This window comes from Agromyces sp. NPDC055661, assembly GCF_053618135.1.
This window is the reverse complement of the sequence record NZ_JBSHHC010000001.1, coordinates 2,385,105-2,401,039: the sequence shown is the minus strand read 5'-3', so window position 1 is coordinate 2,401,039 and position 15,935 is coordinate 2,385,105. Positions and strand designations below refer to the sequence as shown.

The 15,935-nt window shown below is 72.3% G+C and carries 14 protein-coding genes; 5 read left to right on the top strand and 9 right to left on the bottom strand.

What is annotated here, in order from left to right:
- Window positions 1–278: 278 nt before the first annotated feature.
- From ACWGO8_RS10955 to ACWGO8_RS10925, 7 genes are all read right to left on the bottom strand, one after another.
- The gene (locus tag ACWGO8_RS10955; protein WP_452043090.1) at window positions 279–1,172 is read right to left on the bottom strand and encodes a MurR/RpiR family transcriptional regulator; all 894 of its coding nucleotides are present in this window, start codon (window positions 1,170–1,172) and stop codon (window positions 279–281) included.
- Window positions 1,162–2,145, bottom strand: a complete 984-nt coding sequence (murQ, locus tag ACWGO8_RS10950) for an N-acetylmuramic acid 6-phosphate etherase (protein WP_452043089.1) — start codon at window positions 2,143–2,145, stop codon at window positions 1,162–1,164. Before murQ ends, ACWGO8_RS10955 begins: the two co-directional genes overlap by 11 nt.
- Window positions 2,142–3,419, bottom strand: a complete 1,278-nt coding sequence (locus tag ACWGO8_RS10945) for an anhydro-N-acetylmuramic acid kinase (RefSeq protein WP_452043088.1) — start codon at window positions 3,417–3,419, stop codon at window positions 2,142–2,144. Before ACWGO8_RS10945 ends, murQ begins: the two co-directional genes overlap by 4 nt.
- On the bottom strand, window positions 3,416–4,972 hold the full coding sequence (locus ACWGO8_RS10940) for a glycoside hydrolase family 3 protein (RefSeq protein WP_452043087.1): 1,557 nt from the start codon (window positions 4,970–4,972) through the stop codon (window positions 3,416–3,418). Before ACWGO8_RS10940 ends, ACWGO8_RS10945 begins: the two co-directional genes overlap by 4 nt.
- A gap of 5 nt (window positions 4,973–4,977) precedes the next feature.
- On the bottom strand, window positions 4,978–5,778 hold the full coding sequence (locus tag ACWGO8_RS10935; protein ID WP_452043553.1) for a carbohydrate ABC transporter permease: 801 nt from the start codon (window positions 5,776–5,778) through the stop codon (window positions 4,978–4,980).
- A gap of 122 nt (window positions 5,779–5,900) precedes the next feature.
- Window positions 5,901–6,803 carry a carbohydrate ABC transporter permease gene (locus ACWGO8_RS10930; RefSeq protein ID WP_452043086.1) on the bottom strand — a complete coding sequence of 301 codons (903 nt, stop codon included), beginning with the start codon at window positions 6,801–6,803 and terminating at the stop codon, window positions 5,901–5,903.
- 73 nt (window positions 6,804–6,876) lie between these two features.
- Window positions 6,877–8,169 carry a sugar ABC transporter substrate-binding protein gene (locus ACWGO8_RS10925; RefSeq protein ID WP_452043085.1) on the bottom strand — a complete coding sequence of 431 codons (1,293 nt, stop codon included), beginning with the start codon at window positions 8,167–8,169 and terminating at the stop codon, window positions 6,877–6,879.
- Between the two features lie 174 nt (window positions 8,170–8,343).
- Between ACWGO8_RS10925 and ACWGO8_RS10920 the strand changes: the two genes are divergently transcribed.
- The 3 genes from ACWGO8_RS10920 to ACWGO8_RS10910 are packed head-to-tail and all read left to right on the top strand — an operon-like array spanning window position 8,344 to window position 10,485.
- Window positions 8,344–9,348 carry a BadF/BadG/BcrA/BcrD ATPase family protein gene (locus ACWGO8_RS10920; protein ID WP_452043084.1) on the top strand — a complete coding sequence of 335 codons (1,005 nt, stop codon included), beginning with the start codon at window positions 8,344–8,346 and terminating at the stop codon, window positions 9,346–9,348.
- 49 nt (window positions 9,349–9,397) lie between these two features.
- Window positions 9,398–9,856, top strand: a complete 459-nt coding sequence (locus ACWGO8_RS10915; protein WP_452043083.1) for an NUDIX domain-containing protein — start codon at window positions 9,398–9,400, stop codon at window positions 9,854–9,856.
- A 44-nt stretch (window positions 9,857–9,900) separates the two neighbouring features.
- On the top strand, window positions 9,901–10,485 hold the full coding sequence (locus tag ACWGO8_RS10910) for a dihydrofolate reductase family protein (protein WP_452043082.1): 585 nt from the start codon (window positions 9,901–9,903) through the stop codon (window positions 10,483–10,485).
- 33 nt (window positions 10,486–10,518) lie between these two features.
- Here ACWGO8_RS10910 and ACWGO8_RS10905 read toward each other — a convergent pair whose 3' ends face one another.
- Complete coding sequence (locus ACWGO8_RS10905; RefSeq protein WP_452043081.1) at window positions 10,519–12,285, bottom strand: acyl-CoA dehydrogenase family protein; 1,767 nt, start codon at window positions 12,283–12,285, stop codon at window positions 10,519–10,521.
- Window positions 12,286–12,522: 237 nt separating this feature from the next.
- On the bottom strand, window positions 12,523–13,182 hold the full coding sequence (locus ACWGO8_RS10900) for a TetR/AcrR family transcriptional regulator (RefSeq protein WP_452043080.1): 660 nt from the start codon (window positions 13,180–13,182) through the stop codon (window positions 12,523–12,525).
- A gap of 118 nt (window positions 13,183–13,300) precedes the next feature.
- Here ACWGO8_RS10900 and ACWGO8_RS10895 point away from each other — a divergent pair, with 118 nt between their 5' ends.
- Window positions 13,301–13,987, top strand: a complete 687-nt coding sequence (locus ACWGO8_RS10895; protein ID WP_452043079.1) for a DUF998 domain-containing protein — start codon at window positions 13,301–13,303, stop codon at window positions 13,985–13,987.
- 172 nt (window positions 13,988–14,159) lie between these two features.
- A complete protein-coding gene (locus ACWGO8_RS10890; RefSeq protein ID WP_452043078.1) occupies window positions 14,160–15,893 on the top strand; it encodes an ABC transporter ATP-binding protein in 1,734 nt (577 codons plus the stop codon).
- Window positions 15,894–15,935 lie beyond the last annotated feature (42 nt).

Genomic DNA, 15,935 nt, shown 5'->3' with positions numbered 1-15,935 from the left:
AGGGAGCGGGCGGGATTCAGGCGATCGCGCCGGATTCAGGCCCGAATCGGCGAGAACGGCCTGAGCGGCGCGATTGCCTGAATCGGGAGCGAGAGCGCGGCGAGAGGAAGCGATGCGGGTGAGGAGGCGGGTTTCGAGACGCGGCTGCGCCGCTCCTCAACCCGCGGAACTCCGCCCGCGGCTGCGCCGCTCCTCAACCCGCGGAACTCCGCCCACGGCTGCGCCGCTCCTCAACCCGCGGAACTCCGCCCGCAGAGCGAAAACAAACCGCGAACGCCCTACCCCTGCTGCTCGCGCCGCTTCCGCGTGCTCACCTTGTGGCTCGCGGTCACCTCGTACGTGCGGCGCAGCGGCGCCGCGACGTCCTCGTGCCGACGCTGTGCGACGCGCACGAACACGAAGTCGACGACCGCGAGCTGCGCGATACGGCTCGACATGGCGCCCATCCGATACGTCGACTCGCGCGCCTGGGTCGTGAGCACGATGTCGGCGACCTCGGTGACGGGCGAGTCGGGCGAGTTCGTGAGGGCGACCGTGGTCGCACCGGCATCCCGCGCGACGCTCAGCGCGTGGATCGTCTCGGTCGTGAGGCCGGAGTGCGAGATGCCGATCGCGACGTCGCCGGGCTTGCGCAGCGCCGCCGAGACGAGTGCGAGGTGCACGTCGACGGAGCAGAACGCCGAGATGCCGATGCGGGACAGCTTCTGCTGCAGGTCCTGGGCCGTGAGGCCGCTCGCACCGAAGCCGTAGAGGTCGACGTGCGCGGCGCCGGCGATCGCGTCGACCACGCGGTCCAGCTCGGCGATGTCGAGCGCCTGCACGGTCTGCTCGATCGCGAGCACCTCGTGGAACGCGATCTTGGCGACCACGTCGGCGGCGGGGTCGTCCGGCCCGATGTCGGAGTCGGCGAGCCCGAACCGGTCGCGCTCGGCCGCCTCGCGGCTGATCGCGCTCGCGACCTCCATGCGGAACTCGCGGTAGCCCGTGTATCCGAGCGTCTGGCAGAAGCGCGCGACGGTCGAGAGCGAGGTGCCGCACCGCTTCGCGAGGTCGGTGATCGTGAGGTCCACCACGATCGAGGGATCGGCGATGATCGCCTCCGCGACGCGCGCCTCCGACGAGCTCAGGCGCGGCAGGGCCTGCCGCACGCTCTGGAGCACGTCACGGGACATCGGTCTCCTCTATTCGGGCGGGCACGGTCACGGCGCGAACCTCACTGAGAGCATCTCGCAACACCCCATCGTGCGTCGCGAGGCGCGCGAGCGCCGCATCGGGCGACACCCCAGTAATGGTCACGAGGATCGCCGCCTTCACCGAGCCGCCGACCGATTCGAGGGCCGCGGATGCCGCCGCCGCGTCGACGCCCGTCGCGAGCATGACGATGCGCTCAGCACGGGCCCGCAGCTTCGCGTTGGTCGCCTGCACGTCGACCATGAGGTTCCCGTGGACCTTGCCGAGCCGCACCATCGCGATCGTGGAGATCGCGTTGAGCACGAGCTTCTGCGCGGTGCCGCCCTTGAGCCGGGTCGAGCCGGCGACGATCTCCGGTCCGACGACCGTCTCGATCGCGACGTCGGCGACCTCGCCGACGCGGCTTCCGGCGTTGCAGGAGAGCCCGACGGTCAGCGCGCCGAGCGCGCGCGCGTGCTCGAGCGCGCCGACCACGTAGGGCGTGCGTCCCGACGCCGAGATGCCGACCACCGCGTCGGCGGCGGTGAGTCCGATCGCCTCGAGGTCGGCGGCGCCGCGAGTGGCGTCGTCCTCGGCGTCCTCGACGGCCGAGCGCAGGGCGACGTCGCCACCCGCGATGACGCCGACGACGAGCGACGGGTCGGTGCCGAACGTCGGTGGGATCTCGCTCGCGTCGAGCACGCCCATGCGTCCGGCGGTGCCGGCGCCGAGGTAGATGAGCCGCCCGCCGGCACGGAGACGGGGGACGATCGCGTCGATGGCCGCGCCGACCTGCGGCGCGGCATCCGTCACTGCAGCGACGGCCTGAGCACTTTCGCCCTGCATCGCCGCGAGCTGCGCCTCGGTCGCGAGCAGGTCGAACTCGCCGTGCGCGTCGTTCACGCCCTCGGTGGCGAGCTCGCCGAGGAGCTCGCGCAGCGCGCGATGGTCCTCGGCCGGAACGGTGTGGCTCATCGCGGTGCTCCCCCGTGATCGGTGCTGGTGATTGAGACGGATGCGACGCCGGCGAGCGGCGGCGGGAGGCGCAGCGGCATCCGCCCGCTCGTGAATCGGCCGGCGACGCGCGGCTCCCCCGAACCGCCCGACGACAACCACGCCGGGACGCCGTGCCAGCTCAGGTAGCCGAGCAGGGCGAACATGAGCGACTCCTTGAACGACGGATCGATCCCGCGGGCGTCACTCGACTCCACGGCGATGCCGCGCTCGGCGGCCAGCGCCGTGATCCGCCCGAGCAGCACGGGATTGCGCGCGCCGCCGCCCGACGCGATGAGCACGGTCGGGTCGCCTGGTATGGCATCGACGACGGTGCGCGCGGTCAGCTCGGTGAGCGTCGCGACGAGGTCCTCGAGCGCGGGTCGGGTCGCGGGCGTCGCGCCGCCCGAGGCCACGACGGCGGATGCCCCGACCGCCGCCACGGCGCGGTCGACGATCCTCAGGTCGAACGTCTCGCGCCCGGTGGTCTTCGGCACGGGCGCCGCGAAGTACGGATGCCGGAGCAGCTCGGCGAGGAGGGCCGCGTCGACGCGTCCGGATGCCGCAAGGCCGCCGTTCCGGTCGAAGGCCTGCGCGCCGTCGGTGGCGCGGGCCACGACTGCGTCGATGAGCCCGTTGCCGGGTCCGCTGTCGAACGCCACGACGCCGCCCTCAGGACGCACCACCTGCACGTTCGCGATCCCGCCGAGGTTGACCGTGGCGAGCGCCCGCCCGGTCGCGGCGGCCTCGGCGCCGAGCCAGGCCCGGTCGAAGACCGCCATGAGCGGAGCGCCCTCGCCGCCCGCGGCGATGTCTGCCGCTCGCAGGTCGGACAGCACGGGCGCGCCGACCGCCTCGGCGATCCACGCGGGCTCGCCGAGCTGGAGGGTTCCCCGGGCACGGCCGCCGTCGACCCAGTGGAAGATCGTCTGGCCGTGCGAGACGACGAGGTCGGGCACGACACCGGCGGCGCGGGAGCCGGCCGCCGCGGCATCCGCGAACGCCTGACCCAGCCGGGTGTCGAGCTCGCAGAATGCGCCCGCGGTCAGCGGCTCGCCCGCCGTCGCGGCGAGCGCTCGGGCGCGAAGGTCGGGTGCCCAGTCGAGGGTGTCGGCGTGGAGGACGCGCATCGTCACGTCCGCGGGGAGCTCGGGTCTCGAGACGCCGCTGCGCGGCTCCTCGACCGGCGACACGTCCACGACGGCGACGTCGATGCCGTCCGCGGACGTGCCCGACTGCAGGGACAGCACGATCATGCGGTCGCCTCCCGGCGGGAACCGCTGTCGAGCAGCGAGCTCGCGGCCTCGGCGGCGAGGCGGCTCGCGGCGCGCGTGTGCACGGCGGCGAGCGGGAGCCGCGGGCCGGGCATGCCGACGTTCACGACGACCGCGCCCGGGCGGATCGCGCCGAGCTGCTCGATCACGTCGCGCTGGGCGCTGTGCGCGCCGATCGCGTCCACCAGCACGACGAACGGGCCGGGTGCTTCGGCAGCCGCGGCAACAGCGCCGCGCAGCTGATCGCCCGGCACGGAGCTCGTGTCGAGCCGCACCACGCGTCCGCCCGCGGCGAGCGCGTCGGCCACGTAGTCGGCGTCGCCGTCGACTGCGATGGTCGCGCGGCCGCGCACGTCGAGCACGGTCCGCGGGCCGGGTGCGGGCGCGATGGGCCCGTCGACCGTCATCGCGGTCCGGGCGACGGATGCCGCGTCGGCTCCCCAGCTCGCGGCATCCGTCGTTCCCGGCGCCTCGGTGCGCTCGCCGGAGAATCCCCCACCGGCGAACGCGGCCCCGAGCTTCCGCACCCGCTCCGCCGCTCGCTCGAGCGCGACCACGGGTAGGGTGCCGTCGTCGAGCGCGGCGAGCACGGCGGCCTGCACCTCGCGGAAGTCCTGTTCGTCCTGGTCGGGGGCCGTGGCGGCACCCCGATTTCGCGGGTTGCCGATGCAGAGCAGGTCGGCCCCGGCGAGCAGCGCCTGCACGGCGCCCGGCCCCGCGCCGACGGTCTCGCGCACGGCGGCCATGTCGAGCGCGTCGGTCACGATGACGCCCTCGAAGCCCATCGCGCGCAGGCGGGAGAGCACGGCGGCGTTGAGCGTCGCGGGCGGGTCGCCCCACTGGGGCACGACGAGATGCCCGGTCATCACTGCGGCCACGCCGGCCTCGATCGCGGCGCGGAACGGCGGGAGGTGCATCCGCTCGATCTCGTCGACGTCGATCGTCAGCGTCGGAAGGGCGTGGTGCGAGTCGACGTGCGTGTCGCCGTGGCCCGGGAAGTGCTTCACGCACGCGGCGGCACCGGCCGACTGGATGCCGCGCACCGCTGCAGCGACGTGCCGCGAGACGAGCTCGGGTGAGTCGCCGAAGGCCCGCACGCCGATCACCGGGTTGCGCGGATCGGTGTTCACGTCGGCGACGGGGGCGAGCACCACGTTCGCGCCGGCCGCGAGCGAACGCTCAGCCAGCGCGCGGCCGGTGGCGGCGGTGGCATCCGTGTCGTCGACGGCGCCGAGTTGCGCGGCGCCCGGGAGGGTGGAGCCCGTCGCCGCCTCGAGGCGCGTGACGTTGCCGCCCTCCTCGTCGATGCCGACGAGGATGTCGTCGCGGAGGTCGCGGAAGGCGGACGCGGATCTCGATACGCGTCCGGCTTCGCCGGGCGCTACTCGACCACCGGGAAGGTTGTGCGAGAACAGCACCGCGCCGGCGAGGCCGCCCTCGGCGAGCTCGCGGCGCAGCCAGTCGGGCAGCTCGCGCCCGAGGTAGCCGGGCCAGAGTACCGCGCCGACGAGCCGACGGAGCGCTGGGTCGTGCATGGCGCTCATCCCTTGACCGCACCCGCCACGAGCCCGGCCGAGAGGCGGCGCTGCACGATGACGAAGAAGATCATGACGGGGATCGTGATGATCGTCGAGGCGGCCATGATGTAGCCCCACTCGTTGGTGTGCTCGCCGAAGAACTGCTTGAGGCCAATCGCGACGGTGTAGTTCTCGGATGCCCCGCCGAGCAGCGTCATGGCGAAGATGAACTCGTTCCACGCGGTGATGAAGGAGAACACCGAGGTGGCCACGAGGCCCGGCATCACGAGGGGGAGCAGCACGGAGCGGAACATCCGTCCCCAGCTCGCGCCGTCGATGTAGGCGGCCTCCTCGAGCTCGACCGGCACGGCCGCGACGAATCCGCGCAGCATCCAGATGCCGAACGGCAGCGAGAGCGCGACGTACACGACCATCAGGCCGAGGAGCGTGTTGAGCAGGCCGAGGTCGCGCACCTGCACGAACAGCGGGATGACGAGCGCCTCGAGCGGCACCATCTGCACGATGAGGATCATGAGCAGGATCGCGGTGCGCGACCGGAAGCGGAACCTGGCGACGGCGACCGACGCGAGCAGGGCGAGCAGGGCGCTCGCGAGCACGGTGACGAGCGCGACGATCGCCGAGTTGCGCAGGAACACGTCGAACCCGCCCTCGGTGAGCACGTAGGCGAAGTTGTCGAACGTGAACTCGCGCGGGAGCAGCGTCTGGCCGCCCGTGCCGGCCTTCGCGTCGAACGCGCTCGAGAGCATCCAGAACGCGGGGAAGAGCGTGAACGCGAGCAGCAGCACGACGAGCACGGCCTTCAGCGCGGCGGCGCGGGTCTTGCGTGCGCTGCGGCGGCTGCGCGCGATGCGGCGGGTCTCGTCGGCGGGGCGGTCGACGACGGCGGATGCCGCGGGCGCGACGTCGGTGGCGGGCGTGACGGTGCTCACAGCTCCTCCTCCTTCAGCATGGTGCGCACGTACACGACCGTGATCGCGAGCAGCACGAGGGTGAGCAGCACCGCGATGGCGGAACCGAAGCCGTAGCGGTTCTGGCCGAACGACTCGACGTACGACCACACGCCGAGGTTCAGCGCCTCGCGGTTCGAGCCCGAGCCGCCGGGCATGAGGTAGACCTGCGCGAAGACCTTGAAGTCCCAGATCGTCGACAGGATGATGACGACCGCGAAGACCTGCTTGAGGTTCGGCACGATGATGCGCCAGAACCGGCGCCATGGGCCGGCACCGTCCATCTCGGCGGCCTCGAGCATCTCCTTCGGCACGCCGAGGAGGCCGGCGAGGATCGTGATCGCGACGAACGGGAAGCCGTGGTGCACGACGTTGAGCAGCACGATGGCGTAGAAGGTGTACCGGTTCGTGAACCAGTTGACGGGCTCGTCCTGGAGCCCTAGCGCCTGGAGGGTCTCGTTGAAGATGCCGCGGTCGGCGTCGAAGATCCAGACCCAGACGTAGGTGCCGGTGACCGCGGGCATGGCCCAGGCGATCATGATGGCGCTGCCGACGATGGTGCGCCAGAACGGGCCGAGCGAGGCCATGAGCACGGCGACGGCCGTGCCGAGGGCGACCGTGCCCGCGACGGCGAGCACGGCGAAGCCGACGGTGTTCGGGAGGACGACGGTCCAGAGGGTCGGGTCGGTGAAGACCTCGAGGTAGTTGTCGATGCCGATCCAGTTCGGCTCGCCCGAGACGATCTCGCGCAGGCCGTAGTCCTGCAGCGAGAAGAGGAACACCCGCACGAGCGGCCAGAGCAGCAGCACCGCGAGCACCGCGAGGGCGGGCGCGAGCAGCAGCCACGGCCGCAGCCGAGTGATCGGGTTCCGGCGTTGCACGGGGCCGCCGCCCGCGCGGGGGGACTCGGCCCCCCGCGCGGACGTCGGTACCTGGATCGTCGAGGTCACGGACTCAGTTGCCGTTCATGATCTCGTTCATCTCCGCTGCGGCGTCGGACGTGGCCTGCTCGACCGTCTTCTGCCCGGAGAGGATCGCCTGGATGGCGGTGTTCGTGGTCTTCTTCGCCTGCACGGCGCCGAACTTCGGCGTCACCGGAACGGTGCCGCCGCCGTCGACGAGCTGCGTGGCGAACGGCGCGACCAACGGGTCGTCCGATTCCATCGTCTCGGCGAGGAGCGACTGCTGGCCCGGGAAGTAGCCCGACTGCTCGCCCCACTGCTCGGCGAACTCGCCCGTCGTCATGAGCTTGATGAACTCCCATGCGAGCTCGGGGTTCTTCGCGGTGTTGAACATGCTCAGGTGCGAGCCACCGAGGACCGACGGCGCGATGCCGCCGTCCTTGCCGGGGATCGGCGTGGCGGCGAACTTGCCCTCGAGCTCGGCGTTCTTCTCGACGATCGCGGCGGGCGTCCACGAGCCCATGAGCGCCATGGCGACGTTGCCCTGCGAGAAGTTGTCGAGGACGTCGGTCTCCTTCCACGTCGTCGCACCGGCCGACGAGAAGCCGTGCTTCAGCGCGAGGTCGGTGTAGAACTGGATGCCCTCCTGCGACTCGGCGCTGTCGAGGCCGGAGACCCACTCGTCGCCGTCCTGCTCGGAGACCTCGCCGCCGGCGCCCCAGACCCACGGGTACACGCCGAACTCGGCGTCGCCGGGAACCGCGAACGCCATCATCTCGGGATGCGCGGCCTTGATCGCCTCGCCGGCCGCGACGATCTCGTCCCAGCTGGTCGGCGCCTCGAGGCCGAGCTCCTCGAAGATGTCGGAGCGGTAGACGAGCGAGCGCACGCCGGCATACCAGGGCATGCCGTAGAGCTCGTCGTCGTAGGTGCCCGAGGTCACGAGGCCCTCGACCAGGTCGTCGCCCAGGCCCTCGTCGTCGACGAAGTCGCCGATCGGGGCGAGTGCGCCGGCGTCGGCGAACTCCGCGGTCCACGTGGTGCCGGTCTCGGCGACGTCGGGCGTCGTGCCGCCCGCGATCGAGGTCACGAACCGGTCGTGGGCGTCGGCCCACTGCACGAACTCGACGTCGAGCTTCGCGCCGGTCTCCTCGGTGAACGCCTCGCCGACCTCGTCGAAGAACGCATCGGAGTCGGGGTTCGTGCCCTCCATGATCCAGACGTTGAGGGTCTCGCCCTCGGCGCTGACGTCACCGCCGTCTCCACCGTTCGACCCGCCCGCACACGCGGTGAGCCCGAACGCGGCCGTGGCGAGCACGGCGACGGGCAGCAAGCGCTTCTTCATGGATGCCTCCTTCATTGGAAATCTCGATGGCGCGACGCGCGCCCGGGAATGTGACATTGGGAAGTAGTATTCGTGAGCGATGTCATGTTTGCAAGTTTTTTCCGAAATCGTGATCTTCCGGAAACCTGCCGCCTCGCGAGGGCGCGTCGGATGCCCCGGCCGTAGGCTCGGGCCGTGAAGAGTGTCGCATCGCGCGGCTGGGAGTCCGGCGAGTCGGACGCCGCCCGCTGGGTGCTCGGCATCGACGTCGGCGGCACCGGATCGCGTGCCGCGCTCGAGCCGTTCTCGCCGCCAGGCGCGGCGGTGGGCGCCGAGCGACGCGTGCTCGAGGGCGGCCGGGTCGGCGTGGCATCCGCCGGCTCGAGCGTCGTCGACGTGGCCGTCGGGCTCATCGCCGACGCGCGCAGCGCCTGGCCGGATGCCGCGATCGTCGGCGTCGGGGTCGGGGCCACCGGCCTCGCCTCCCTCGTGGGCTCCCCCGACGAAGCCGCCGCCCGCCTCGCACGGGCCGCGGGCGCGCCCGTCGCGCTCGCGATCGACGCCGTGACCGCGCATCTCGGCGCGCTCGGCGGCCGCGGCGGTGCGGTCGTCGCCGTGGGCACGGGCGCGATCGCGATCGGCACCGACCTGCACGACCGCTGGAAGCGGGTCGGCGGCTGGGGCCACCTGTTCGACGACCGTGGCTCGGGCGCGTGGATCGGCATCGAGGCGCTGAAGGCGGCGATCCGCACGCACGACGGGGTGACGACGGATGCCGCGGCGCTCCTCGACGCGGCCGTGGCGCGGTTCGGTGCGGCGCCGTCCTGGCCCGGGCGACTGCTCACGCGGCCCGACCGCGCCGGACTGCTCGCGGGGTTCGCGGCGGACGTGGCGGGGCTCGCGGCCTCCGGCGATGTCGTGGCATCCGACATCATGCGGCGCGCCGGTGCCGAGGTCGCGGCCACGCTCGCTGCCGCGCTCGATCCCGAGGTGTCGCCGCTCGCGGCCGGGACGGGCGGGGTGTTCGGAGCGGGCGGGGTGTTCGCCGAGGCGTTCGCGTCCGAGTTCGGGCGGCTCGCGCCGTCGGCGTCGCTCGTCGCCGCGGAGGGGACGCCGCTCGACGGGGCCGTGCGGCTCGCGCGGCTCGTCGGGGCGGGCGAGGCGCCGGCGGGGCATCCGCCGTTCGTCTGGCGCGGCTGAGGGGACGTCGCCTCCCGGTGACGTCGCCGGGCGGCGGTAGCGTGAGCGCATGGCGGAGACCAGCGCGGGCATCCTGCTCTACCGACGGCAGCCGCGGCTCGAGGTGCTCCTCGGGCACATGGGCGGGCCGTTCTGGCGCGGCAAGGATGCCTCGGCGTGGTCGATCCCGAAGGGCACCTTCACCGACGAGACGCCGCTGGCGGCAGCGCTGCGCGAGTTCGCCGAGGAGATCGGGCGGCCCGCACCCGACGTCGAGTACCGCGAGCTCGGCGCGTTCCGCTACTCGTCGGGCAAGGTCGTGCACGTCTTCGCGGGCGAGTCCGACTTCGACGCGAGCGACGTCCGCAGCAACCTGTTCGAGCTCGAGTGGCCGCCCCGTTCGGGTCGGCGCCAGTCCTTCCCCGAGCTGGATGCCGCGGGCTGGTTCACGCCCGACGAGGCCCTCGACCGCCTCGTGAAGGGCCAGCGCCCGGCGCTCGCCGCGCTCGAGCGGCTCGTCGCGGGCTGAGCCGGCACTGGCGGCGCGCGGCATCCGGGCGGAGGATGAGCCGCATGCGCAGGATCACCGTGACCGAGAACGTCTCACTCGACGGCGTCATGCAGGCGCCCGCATCGCCCGACGAGGACACCCGCGGCGAGTTCCCGTACGGCGGTTGGGCCGTCCCCGGGAGCGACGAGGCCCTGGCGGCCGAGATGGCCGTCGGCATGGGCTCCGACGGCGCGATGCTGTTCGGGCATCGCACCTACCGGAGCATGGCCGCGTTCTGGCCGCACCAGGACGACGGCAACCCGTACACGGCGTACATGAACCGCGTCGAGAAGTTCGTGGTGTCGCGGAACGCGGCGACCCGTCTCGAGTGGGAGAACTCCACGCTCGTCGCCGGCGACGCGATCAAGACCGTGGCCACGCTGAAGCACAGCGACGGTCCCGACCTCTCGATCCTCGGCAGCGGCACGGTGGTGCGGTCGCTCGCCGCGGCGCACCTGATCGACGAGTGGGTGCTCGTCATCCACCCGATCGTGCTCGGCACCGGCACGAAGCTGTTCGGCTCGACGCACCAGCCGCTCGAGCTCACGCGCAGCACCACGACGCCGAAGGGCGTGACCGTCGCGCACTACGTGCCGATCAGGACCTGAGGAGGCTCCGACTCCCGAGCCCGCGAGGCGCCCTCACGCCCGCGCGAGGATCGCCGCCACGTCGAGGCCCGGCGGCAGCGCGCCGTACATGGTGCCGCCGTCGCCCTCGATCCGGGAGCGCACGAACGCGTCGGCCACGGCGGCGGGCGAGTGCTGCACGAGCAGCGACGCCTGCAGCACGAGGGCGAGCCGCTCGGCGAGCTCCCGGGCCCGCACCGCGCCACTCGCCGGATCACGCGACACCTCGAGCACGACCGCCTGCGCCTCGGCGACCTCGAGGTCGAGCGCTGCGTGCGCCCCCGTCGCCTCGGCGACCACGCCGAAGAACGCGTCGAACGCCTCGGGCTCGCGGGCGAGCACGCGCAGCACGTCGAGCGCGATCACGTTCCCCGAGCCCTCCCAGATCGCGAGGAGCGGCTGCTCGCGGTAGCGCCGCGCGAGCGGGAACGCCTCCGTGTAGCCGTTGCCGCCGAGGCACTCGAGGGCCTCGGAGGCGTGCCCGGGCCCGCGCTTGCAGATCCAGTACTTCGACACGGCGGTGGCGAGGCGGCGGAACGCCTGCTCCGGGGCATCCGCGTCGTCGTCGTAGGCCCGCGCCAGCCGCATCGCCGTGACCGTCGCGGCCTCGGACTCGAGCGCGAGGTCGGCCACGACCGCCTGCATCGCGGGCTGGTCGACGAGCAGCTCGCCGAACGCGCGACGGTGCCGCACGTGCCAGGCGGCCTCGGCGACGGCCTGGCGCATCCCGGCGGCCGTGCCGAGCACGCAGTCGAGGCGCGTGCGGGTGACCATCTGGACGATCGTGGCGACGCCGCGCCCCTCCTCGCCGACGAGCCACGCGGCGGTGCCGTCGAGCTCGATCTCGCTCGAGGCGTTCGAGCGGTTGCCGAGCTTGTCCTTCAGCCGCTGGATCCGGAACACGTTGCGCGAGCCGTCGGGCAGCACCCGTGGCACGAAGAAGCAGCTGAGCCCGCCCGGCGCCTGCGCGAGCACGAGGAACGCGTCGCTCATCGGCGCGCTGCAGAACCACTTGTGGCCGGTCAGCCGGAACTCGCGACCCCAGGATCCGTCGGACCCGGTCGGCTCGGCGCGGGTCGTGTTCGCACGCACGTCGGATCCGCCCTGCTTCTCGGTCATCGCCATGCCGACGAGCGCCGAGCGCTTGCCCCCCGGGGGTTGCGGAGGCCGCGAAGCAGCCGTATCGAGGCCCGCCCCGCCCAGCCCCGGCTCGTACTCCCGGCTCAGCAGCCGCGGCATCCACTCCGTCGCGAGCCCGGACGCCGCGAGCTCGAGCGTCGGCACCGCGGCGTGCGTCATCGACACCGGGCACGCGTGCCCGGGCTCGACCTGCGCGAGCAGGAAGAACGCCGCCGCACGCTCGACGTTCGCACCCGGACCCGGCTCCGCCCACGCCGAGGTGTGGGCGCCGGCGCCGACCGCCGCGGCCATGATGCGGTGGTACGCGTCGTCGTACTCGACCTCGTCGATCCGGTTCCCCCACCGATCGTGCGTGTGCAGCACCGGCGGGTGGGTGTTCGCTCGTTCCGCGTCGCGCTGGAACGCGGCCGAGCCGACGTGCCGTCCGAGGTCGTGCAGCACGGACGCCGCGTCGATGCCGTCGAAGTCGGCGTCGGACGGGGCGGAGTCGGGCGCGGGCGGCCCGCCGGCCGGACGCCCGCCGGACGTGCGCGCGCCGTCACGCCCCCAGCGCGCGACCCCCTCGACGAGCGGTGCGTTCGCCGCGAACTCGTCGACGCCCTCGCGGGGCGGTGCCTGGTTCAGGACCTCGTGCGTGATCATCGTCGACCTCCGCGGTCCATTCTGGTCGCCGAGACGACGCCCGCCACCCACCCGCCCTCTGCCCGGTCGCGATTCAGGCGATCGGGCGCGATTCAGGCGCGGATGCCGCGGATCGGCCTGAATCGGGCGGGATCGCCTGAATCCCGGGTCCTGCGACGAGGCCGGGCGCCGGGCCCGGCGGGGGGCCGGGCGGGCGGGCGCCGGGCGGGCGCCGGGCCGGGCGGGCGGCCCCCGAGCTCACGCCGCGTAGGCGCGGAGGAAGGCGGCGGCACCGCGCTCGGCGCGATCGACCGCGCGGGTCGCCGTCGCGGCATCCGTGTCGCTCTCGAGATCGAAGAGGGCGCGGTCGAGCGACGGCCCGATCGCGAGGAACGCGAAGTGCTCGGCGGCGAGCTCGGGGTCGTCGATGCGAAGCAGCCCGCGCTCGCCGAAGCCGCGCAGCGCGCCGGCGACGGCGGTCATCACGCGGCCGGGCGCCCGCTCGTAGTACTCCGCCGCGAACTCGGGGAAGCGGGACGTCTCGCCGATCAGCAGCCGCCGCAGCGGCACGACGCGACCGCTGAGCACGGATGCCGCGAGCTCGCGCGCGAGCGCGGTGAGCGCCGCCTCGACGTCGACGGTCTCGGCGGCCGTCGCGCCGAACGCGAGCGAGTAGCGCTCGGCCGTCGTGATCGCCTGGTCGAGGATCGCCCGGAAGAGCTGCTCCTTGTCGTCGAAGACGTTGTAGACCGTGCGCTTCGAGACGCCGGCCTCGGCGGCGATGTCGTCGACGCTCGTGCCGGGGTACCCACGTTGCAGGAAGACACGGGCGGCGGCCTCCATGATGAGCGCTCGGGAGCGCGTGATGCGCGGGTCCTCGTAGCCGGCCCGGTCGGTCGTCGATGGCGCGCTGTTCATCCGGACTCCGAATCTCTTGCACTCATCCGTTTACTTTTGCATTACTCGGTGTAATACTACACCCATGAGGGCAGAATACCCTCGGACGCACCCACGACATGACGGACAGGTGAGCACGATGTCGAACGCAGTCCCCGCAACCACGCCCGACGCGACCTTCGACCGCGGTCGCGCCGTCACGAAGTCGCTCCTCGGCTGGGGCGTCGTCGCCGGTCCCTTCTACCTCGTGGTCGGCCTCGTGCAGGCGCTCCTCGTGCCGGGCTTCGACCTCTCGCGGCACGCGCTGAGCCTGCTGCTCGTCGGTCCGCTCGGCTGGATCCAGGCACTCAACCTCGTGCTGAGCGGGCTCATGGTGCTCGCCGCGGCCCTCGGGTTCGCGCGGCTGCTGCCGGGCGGTCGCGGGGTCGCCGCCGGCGTGCTGCTCGGCCTCTACGGCGTGAGCCTCTTCGGCGCGGCGCTGTTCCCGCCCGACCCGATGGGCGGCTTCCCGCCCGGTGGCACGGATGCCACGACGGCGTCGGTCAGCGGCCTCCTCCACCTCCTGGCGGGCGCGATCGGGTTCGTGAGCCTCGCCGCGGCCGCGATCGTCGTCGGCGGCTGGTTCCGCCGCGAGGGCCGGCGCGGTGCCGCGATCACGTCGTACGTCGCCGCCGCCGTGATCGTGCTCGGCTTCCTCGGCGGCGCGGCGCTCGCCGTGGTGCCCGCGGGCGTCGGACTGCTCTGGCTCGCCGTCGTCGTCGGGTGGGCGTGGCTCGCGATCGCCTCGTTCACGGCCTATCGGATGGCGCCCAGCCCCGTCCTGTGAGCCCTGATCGCGCGGATGATTGCGCTCTCAGCGATATCCGCCGGACGGATGATGTCGGAGGGTAGCGGTTCGATGCAGACTAGCGGGTGCGATGCCGATCGGGGGTTCGGCGTCGCGCCTCGCGGGCCCCCTCGCATCGCCCGCCATCCACCCCGTTTCCTCCCGGAGAACCATGCTCGGCAAACTCTTGATCCGCTACCTCAGACCATACGGGTGGCTCCTGCTCGGCGTGCTGGTGTTCCAGCTCATCGCGGCGCTCGCCTCCCTCTACCTTCCCAGCCTCAACGCCGACATCATCGACGAGGGCGTGAGCAAGGGCGACACCGAGTTCATCTGGTCGACGGGCGCCTTCATGCTCGCGATCTCGCTCGGCCAGATCACGGCGGCCATCATCGCGACCTACTTCGCGGCCAAGGCGGCGATGAAGCTCGGTCGCGACATCCGCAACGACGTCTTCGACAAGGTCAGCGGGTTCTCCGAGCGCGAGGTGTCGCAGTTCGGCCCCGGCTCGCTCATCACCCGCAACACGAACGACGTGCAGCAGGTGCAGATGCTCGCCATGATGGGCGCGACCATGCTCGTGCAGGCGCCGCTGCTCGCCATCGGCGGCATCATCATGGCGCTGCGTCAAGACGTCGGGCTGAGCTGGCTCATCTGGACGTCGGTGCTGATCATCCTGGTCGTCGCCGGGGTCGTCATCATCCGCATGGTGCCGCTGTTCCGCTCGTACCAGAAGAAGCTCGACAACGTGAACCGCATCCTGCGCGAGCAGCTCACGGGCATCCGCGTGGTGCGGGCGTTCGTGCGCGAGCGCATCGAGGAGCAGCGCTTCCGCGGGGCGAACACCGACATCATGGACGTCGGTCGCCGCGTGGGCACGCTGTTCATCACGCTCTTCCCGCTGTTCATGCTCGTGCTCAACGTCACGGTCGTCGCGGTGCTCTGGTTCGGCGCGATCGAGGTGAACGAGGGCGATGTGCTGATCGGCACGCTCTTCGCCTTCATGCAGTACGTCGGCATCATCCTCGGCGGCGTGCTCATGGCCGCGTTCATGACGATCATGATCCCGCGCGCGGCGGTCTCCGCCGAGCGCATCGGCGAGGTGCTCGACAACAAGGCGACGCTCGCCCGCCCCGAGAACCCCGTCTCGACCTTCCCCGAGGTCGGCACGATCGAGTTCCGCGACGTCGTGTTCCAGTACCCGGGCGCCGAGCACCCGGTGCTCGAGGGCATCTCGTTCCGCGCGAACCGCGGCGAGACGGTCGCCGTCGTCGGATCGACCGGCGCCGGCAAGACCACGCTCGTGTCGCTCATCCCCCGGCTGTTCGACGTCACCGGCGGCTCCGTGCTCGTGAACGGCGTCGACGTGCGCGAGGCCGACCTCGACCGGCTGTGGAAGACGATCGGCCTCGTGCCGCAGCGTCCCTTCCTGTTCAACGGCACGATCGCCTCCAACCTCCGGTTCGGTCGCGAGGATGCCACGGACGCCGAGCTGTGGGAGGCCCTGACGATCGCCCAGGGCGCCGACTTCGTCGCCGACAAGGAGGGCGGCCTCGACGGGCGCATCTCCCAGGGCGGCACGAACGTGTCCGGCGGACAGCGCCAGCGTCTCGCCATCGCGCGGGCGATCGTGCACCAGCCCGACATCCTCGTGTTCGACGACTCGTTCTCGGCGCTCGACCTCACCACCGACGCGAGGCTGAGGCAGGCGCTGTGGCGCGAGTTGCCCAACGTGACCAAGATCGTGGTCGCGCAGCGCGTGTCGACCATCACCGACGCCGACCGCATCATCGTGCTCGACGACGGCGGCATGGTGGGCATCGGCACCCACGAGGAGCTGCTCGAGACCTGCGAGACGTATCGCCAGATCGTCGAGTCGCAGCTGGCGGCGGGAGCACGGGCATGAGCGCGGACATGAAGAACGAGGGCCGCGGACGCGGCCGTGGTC

Coding starts and splice junctions, on each gene's coding strand:
- ACWGO8_RS10945 (WP_452043088.1), bottom strand. CDS start 3,419: ATGATCGTGCTGTCCCTGCAGTCGGGCACGTCCGCGGACGGCATCGAC.
- ACWGO8_RS10955 (WP_452043090.1), bottom strand. CDS start 1,172: ATGTCCCGTGACGTGCTCCAGAGCGTGCGGCAGGCCCTGCCGCGCCTG.
- ACWGO8_RS10890 (WP_452043078.1), top strand. CDS start 14,160: ATGCTCGGCAAACTCTTGATCCGCTACCTCAGACCATACGGGTGGCTC.
- ACWGO8_RS10895 (WP_452043079.1), top strand. CDS start 13,301: ATGTCGAACGCAGTCCCCGCAACCACGCCCGACGCGACCTTCGACCGC.
- ACWGO8_RS10925 (WP_452043085.1), bottom strand. CDS start 8,169: ATGAAGAAGCGCTTGCTGCCCGTCGCCGTGCTCGCCACGGCCGCGTTC.
- ACWGO8_RS10905 (WP_452043081.1), bottom strand. CDS start 12,285: ATGATCACGCACGAGGTCCTGAACCAGGCACCGCCCCGCGAGGGCGTC.
- ACWGO8_RS10940 (WP_452043087.1), bottom strand. CDS start 4,972: ATGCACGACCCAGCGCTCCGTCGGCTCGTCGGCGCGGTACTCTGGCCC.
- ACWGO8_RS10915 (WP_452043083.1), top strand. CDS start 9,398: ATGGCGGAGACCAGCGCGGGCATCCTGCTCTACCGACGGCAGCCGCGG.
- ACWGO8_RS10900 (WP_452043080.1), bottom strand. CDS start 13,182: ATGAACAGCGCGCCATCGACGACCGACCGGGCCGGCTACGAGGACCCG.
- ACWGO8_RS10910 (WP_452043082.1), top strand. CDS start 9,901: ATGCGCAGGATCACCGTGACCGAGAACGTCTCACTCGACGGCGTCATG.
- murQ (WP_452043089.1), bottom strand. CDS start 2,145: ATGAGCCACACCGTTCCGGCCGAGGACCATCGCGCGCTGCGCGAGCTC.